The following is a 6,204-nucleotide window of genomic DNA, read 5'->3' as shown; positions in this document are numbered from 1 at the left end:
GCGCCACCGAGCCTGCCTGGTTCGATCGCGATCGTTTCCTGGCCGGTGCCTAGGAGCACTTCACCACCCTCCAGCGCGCCTGGGACAACAACGACCTGAGCCGGATTCAGGAGTACGTCACGCCCGAACTCTACAACCTGCTGAAAGCGGAGCGCATGGAGCAACCGGCCAACAATCGCACCGAAATCGTGCGCCTGTTCGCCGAACTGGGCAGCGTGCAGGAGTTCAAGGACGAAGCCGAAGCCACCGTGCTGTTTCATGGCGTGCTCGAGGAGAACGGCGAGGAGACCGAGTTCAACGAGACCTGGCACCTGAAACGGGCGCTGCGTGACGGCGCACCGTGGTACGTTCAGGGCATCGAGCAGAATCCGAGCGCCTGACGAAGCCCGGAGCCGCCCTGAACGAAAAGACCCGAGCCTGCGAATGACAGGCTCGGGTCTTTCTCGTTGTGGCCGCGCCCCTCGCCGAGGCGGCGTCGCGACTCTTGTCGGTCGTCGCAACTATTGTCAGTCGTCGCGATCGACCGCAAAAGCCGACCAGGCCTGTCGCGTCGGCATCACTTCCACGCGGTTGAAGTTGATGTGCGCCGGCAGTGTCGCGATGTAGAACATCTGCTCGGCGATATCCTCGGCGGTCAGCGCCGTGGTGCCCCGATAGAGATTGTCGGACGCGGTCTGATCGCCACCGGTGCGCACCAGGGTGAACTCGGTCTCGGCCATGCCCGGGGCCAGATCGGTGACCCTCACGCCGGTACCCTGCAGGTCGCAGCGCAGGTTGTAGCTGAACTGCTGAACGAACGCCTTGGACGCGCCGTAGACGTGGCTGCCCGGGTAGGGCCACTGACCGGCGATGGAGCCCACGTTGACGATCGTCGCCCCTTCACCCGCTTCGATCAGCGTCGGCAGCAGCGCGTGGGTCACGTTGACCAGCCCGGTCACGTTGGTATCGATCATGGTGTGCCAGTCCTTCAGCGCCACCTTCTGTGCCGGCTGGGGCGCCAGCGCCAGTCCGGCGTTATTGACCAGCGTGCGTACCCGCTTGAACGCTTCCGGCAGAGCGTCGACGGCCCTCTGCACGGCTTCGTCGTCGCGCACGTCGAGCACGATGGTGTGCACCGCGACCTTGTCGGCCAGTTCGGCCTTCAGCGCCTCCAGACGCTCGCCACGGCGACCGGACAGCACCAGCGACCAACCGGCCGCGGCAAAACGATGGGCTGCGGCACGGCCGAAACCGGAGGTCGCCCCGGTGATGAATACGACATCGCTCACGTTGTTCTCCTTCATAACTCGATAGAAAGGGGATCTCCATCCCATGTCATGCCGCCAGCGCCCGGATAGCTCGACTAACCCTGCCACGCCTCGCGTGCCAGCACCCACAACGACAGCGCCATCAGCAGCGGCGCCACGGTGAGCTTCATCGAGCGCGGCGGCGAGCGCTCGAAGTACCACTGTCCCAACAGGTTGCCGACCAGCGCCGGCACCAGCAGCCAGGCCGCCCGCCCCCAGGTCTCTCGCCCCAATGCCCCTGCCATCTCCAGTCCGATCAGCGATGCACTGCTGCTGGCGGCGAAGAACAGGATAGCAATTGCACGTAATTCCAGCGGCGGGAGACGCCGATGCAACAGGTAGAGCATCAGCGGCGGACCACCCGAAGAAGCCAGTGTCATGCATAACCCCGACAAGGCGCCAGCCACAACGCCGGACCACGCCTGTTGCCCTCTCGACACGGCCGCCACCGGATCCTCGCCGGCCAGCGGTTCGGGACGCACCAGCAGCGCCAGCGCACCAAGGAGCGCCAGCACGGCAATGGCGACCCGCATCGGCGCGGCCGGCAACATGGCCATCAGGCTCACCCCGACGGCGGTCGCCACCAGCATGCCGCACAGCAACTGGCGCAGGAGGCCCCACTCCGCCAGCCGGCTGGCCCGGCGCCACAGGCCGACGCTGGTCAAGAGGTCCAGCAGCAGCGCCAGCGGCACCGCCTCGACCGGCGGCAGCAGCAGCGTCAGCCCCAGCGCCAGCAACATGGCGAAGCCAAAGCCGCAGTAGCCCCTGACGACTCCGGCGAAGCACGCCAGCGCCATGGCCGCCCCCAGCAGCGGCATCGATGACATCATGGGAACGAACTCCTCCCGCCGTTTTCCTGGCCACCGATATCGTGGAATCAGCAACCCTACCCAGCCAACACCGCGCCGGGTAGGGCCAGTTCGGCAACCAGGTCGGGACATCCTTCCGTGACTGTCACGGTCGCCACCGCATTCTGGCTCTACGCGATCGAACCATCGCCCCTTAAGCTCTGTCTGAAAAATCGACGAGCGATAGCCAGACAAGGCAAAAATCGGTGAAAAAAGGACCGGGCTGGCGCTCCAGTTTACGAGGGGTAAATGAGCATTTTGACCGGGCTGGCGCACCAGCCGATTTTTAACGCCGTATGGTTGAGCGCAGGCATTTTTCAGACAAAGCGTAGTCTTGGATCGAGACAGTGAACGCCACACAACAGGAACCCTGCCATGACCGACACCTTCATCAACGACGACGTTTCCAATGAGCATGTCCATCGGCTCGACCGCCGGCACGTGTTTCACTCCTGGTCGTCGCAGGGCAATCTGTCGCCCCTGGTGATCGCCGGGGGCAAGGGCTGCCGGCTGTGGGACTACGCCGGCAAGGAGTACCTGGACTTCAGCAGCCAGCTGGTCAATACCAATATCGGCCACCAGCATCCCAAGGTGATCGCCGCCATCCAGGCCCAGGCGGAGCAGCTGACCACCATCGCCCCGGCCCACGCCAACCTCGCTCGCGGCGAGGCGGCCAGGCGGATTCTCGATCGGGCGCCGTCCGGCTTCGGCAAGGTGTTCTTCACCAACGCCGGCGCCGACGCCAACGAAAACGCCATGCGCATGGCGCGCAGCGTGACCGGTCGCGACAAGATCCTGTCGGCCTACCGCTCCTATCACGGCAACACCGGCTCGGCCATCGTCGCCACCGGCGATCCGCGCCGGGTGCCCAACGAGTTCGCCCGCGGCCATGCGCACTTCTTCAACCCCTTCCTCTATCGCAGCGACTTCTGGGCCGGTACCGAGGAAGAGGAGTGCCAGCGCGCGCTGCAGCACCTGAAGCGGGTGATCGAATGCGAGGGGCCGAGCGCCATCGCCGCGATCCTGCTGGAGTCGATTCCGGGCACCGCCGGCGTGCTGATTCCGCCCAAGGGCTATCTGGAAGGTGTCCGCCAACTGGCCGACCAGTACGGCATCCTGGTGATCTTCGACGAGGTCATGGCCGGCTTCGGCCGCACCGGGCGCTGGTTCGCCCTCGCGCACTTCGGTGCCAGGCCGGATCTGATCGTGTTCGCCAAGGGGGTCAACTCCGGCTATGTGCCGGCCGGGGGCGTGATCATCTCCGACGAGATCTGCCGCCATTTCGACGATCACATGTTCTTCGGCGGGCTGACCTACTCGGGCCATCCGCTGGCGATGGCTTCGATCGTCGCCACGCTGGACGCCATGAGCGACGAAGGGATCGTGGAAAACGCCGACCGCATCGGCAACGGTCCGCTGGCTGCCGGGCTCCAGCAGCTCGCGAGGGATCATGCCATCGTCGGCGAAACCCGCGGCCTCGGCGTGTTCCATGCGCTGGAGCTGGTCAGCGATCGCCGGACCCGCGCCCCGCTACCGGCCGCGGCGATGGGTACGATCAAGAACGCCCTGATCGCCAAGGGTCTGCTGCCGTTCGTGGTCGAGAATCGCATTCACGTGGTGCCGCCGTGCATCGTCAGCGACGCGGAAGTCACCGAGGGGCTGTCGATCCTCGATGACGTGCTGGGCGAGTTTGCGGCTGGCTGATCGGGTTCGCGAGATCGGACTGGCGGCCGGCGACTTGCCGGTCGCTGTCGTCTGGGGTCGGGGCTAGCCGAAGGCCTGCGCCAGTCGCTGGATCCCGGGTTCGATACGCTCGGCATCGATGGCGCCGAACCCGAGGCGCATGTAGTTGCGTGGTGGTGCCGAGTCGAAGAAGTGCTGGAAGCCCGGCTCGATCAGCACGCCGCGCTGGGCCGCCTGCCAGGCCAGCCGCTGCGTATCGGTCGCATCCGGCGTCTCCAGCCAGAACACGCTGGCATGATCTCCCCCGACCCGACGACAATCGGGCAGCTCCCGAGCGATGGCGGCATCCATGATCTCCCAGCGATGACGCATCTCGTCGGCGAACTGGCGCAGATAGCGATCGTAATGCCCCTGGGAGAGGAACTGCGCCAGCTGCTGCTGCAGACCGGAGGGCGGATGGCGATACATCAGCCGCCGCAGCGCCCGCAACTCCTCGATCAGTTCGGCATCGGCCACCACGTATCCCAGCCGCAAGCCGGGAGACAGCGGTTTCGACAGACTGCTCATGTAGATCACACGGGAACCCGCCCGGCTCGCCTTCAGTGCCGGCTGGGCGTGACGATCGAAATTGACCTCGGCGTCGTAGTCGTCCTCCAGCACGATCTGGTCGCGGCGCTGGACCTGCTCGATCAGCGCCTCGCGTCGACGGCGGCTCATGGTGATGCCGGTCGGCCCCTGGTGGCTGGGGGTCACGTAGAGATAGTCGCTCCCGGCCGCTGCCGCATCCAGGCACATGCCTTCAGCGTCGATCCGCTGATAGCTCAGTTGTGCCCCCTGGCGCAGGAAGACGTTGGCCGCTTCGCGGTAGCCGGGATTCTCCATTGCCACCCGGGTGCGCGCGTCGAACAGCAGTTGGGCGATCAGGAACAGGGCATTCTGCGATCCCAGCGTGATCAGGATCTCGTCGCTGCGCGCGTGAATGCCGCGCTTGGGCAGCACCCGGGTTCGCAGTTGCTCGACCAGCATCGGGTCGTCCTGATCGTAACGGTCGCCCAACCAGTGTCGTTCGCGGCGCCCGCCGAGCAGCCGCCGCGAGGTCTCGCGCCACTGCTCAAGGGGAAACAGCCGGGTATCCAACTGGCCGTAGACGAAGGGAAATTCGTAACTCATCCAGTTGCCGGGACGCAGGACGCCCTGCAGATGGCTGGGCCGATGGGTGAAACGACTGCCCCAGGAAGGTGCATTGACGATCTCGTCGTGCGTTGCCGGGCTCGTTTCCAGTGCATCGGGCTCGTGATAGGCATCGTGCAGGTAGTAACCGCTGCGCGGCCTGCTGACCAGATACCCATCCTCCACCAGCCCTTCGTAGACCAGCGCCACCGTATTGCGCGAGATGCCGAGCTGCAGCGACAGCTTGCGGCACGAGGGCAGCGCCTCCTCGGTGGGGATGGTGCCGGTGTGAATGGCATCCAGCAGCGCCTCGCGCAGTTGCTCCTGCAGGCCGCGCCGGGTATCGAAGTCGAGATGAAAATAGTGATCGAGCATGCCGAGCTCCCGCCCCGTGGCTGAGCTCTACACGCTGCAAGATCCGCGCCAGTCGACCTGTTCGACAGGCGGCCGGGGTTCGGAACTGTCCCGAGCATGACGGGAATCTGGCCTGTAGTGCCGTGCAGCGCGAACTTTAGTATGAGCCAACCACAACAACGTCAATCACGAGGACTACATCATGGGCAGCACCTTCCATGGCGTCATCGCCTTTGCGCTGATCGCCGCCCTGCTGGTTGTCGGCAGCCTGCTGCGAAGCCGCCTCCCCTGGCTGCGTGCCAGCCTGATTCCCGGCAGTATCGTGGCGGGCATCATCGGTTTCGTCGGGCTCTCCGCAGGGCTGATTCCCGGCTATGGCCCCTCGGATTTCACCGCGCTGGCTTTCCACTTCTTCACCCTGAGCTTCATGTCGCTGTGTCTGACAGGTAGCCCCAAGCCGGCCGCGGGTGAACAGCGCCAGGGTATCGTCGGTGGCGGGCTGTGGTTGACCCTGATCTGGACCGCCAGCCTCGGCGCCCAGGCGGTGATCGGATTCGGGCTGATGGCGGGCTACGACCTGATCACCGGCAGCGATCTCAGTCCGCTGCTTGGCGCCATCGTCACCCATGGATTTACCCAAGGGCCGGGGCAGGCACTGACCTACGGCACGATCTGGGAGAACGACTACGGCATCGCCAACGCCGCGCAGGTGGGCGTGATCTTCGCCTCGCTGGGCTTCGTGGCCGCCTTCGTCGTCGGCGTGCCGGCCGCACGCTACTTTCTCAAGCGGGGGCTCAACGCCAACCGCCATTCGACGCTGGACGACGACTTCGTGCGCGGCTTTCACACGCCCGAGACCCAGC

The 6,204-nt window shown here is 65.4% G+C and carries 5 protein-coding genes and 1 pseudogene; 3 read left to right on the top strand and 3 right to left on the bottom strand.

Features of this window, described 5'->3' with window-relative positions; translation table 11 throughout:
* A pseudogene (locus AC3AYF_RS17105) lies at positions 1–380 on the top strand (Tim44 domain-containing protein); the annotation flags it as partial.
* 126 nt (positions 381–506) lie between these two features.
* On the opposite strand, the gene AC3AYF_RS17100 reads toward AC3AYF_RS17105, so the two are convergent.
* A complete protein-coding gene (locus AC3AYF_RS17100) occupies positions 507–1,268 on the bottom strand; it encodes an SDR family NAD(P)-dependent oxidoreductase (RefSeq protein WP_298845391.1) in 762 nt (253 codons plus the stop codon).
* 74 nt (positions 1,269–1,342) lie between these two features.
* Complete coding sequence (locus tag AC3AYF_RS17095; RefSeq protein WP_487780071.1) at positions 1,343–2,116, bottom strand: sulfite exporter TauE/SafE family protein; 774 nt, start codon at positions 2,114–2,116, stop codon at positions 1,343–1,345.
* A gap of 393 nt (positions 2,117–2,509) precedes the next feature.
* Between AC3AYF_RS17095 and AC3AYF_RS17090 the strand changes: the two genes are divergently transcribed.
* A complete protein-coding gene (locus AC3AYF_RS17090) occupies positions 2,510–3,838 on the top strand; it encodes an aminotransferase class III-fold pyridoxal phosphate-dependent enzyme (protein ID WP_487780070.1) in 1,329 nt (442 codons plus the stop codon).
* A gap of 63 nt (positions 3,839–3,901) precedes the next feature.
* Here the strand turns inward: AC3AYF_RS17090 and pdxR are convergent, their stop codons facing one another.
* Positions 3,902–5,362 (bottom strand): MocR-like pyridoxine biosynthesis transcription factor PdxR, encoded by a 1,461-nt coding sequence (pdxR, locus tag AC3AYF_RS17085; RefSeq protein ID WP_487780069.1) that lies wholly within the window; start codon positions 5,360–5,362, stop codon positions 3,902–3,904.
* Between the two features lie 181 nt (positions 5,363–5,543).
* On the opposite strand from pdxR, the gene AC3AYF_RS17080 reads away from it, so the two are divergent.
* Positions 5,544–6,204, top strand: a 661-nt coding sequence (locus AC3AYF_RS17080; protein ID WP_487780068.1) for a sodium/glutamate symporter, incomplete at its 3' end; no start/stop codon positions are given.

Source organism: Salinicola sp., from assembly GCF_982684285.1.
Note: the sequence above shows the minus strand (reverse complement) of the source record. Positions and strands in the feature narration are given on the sequence as shown.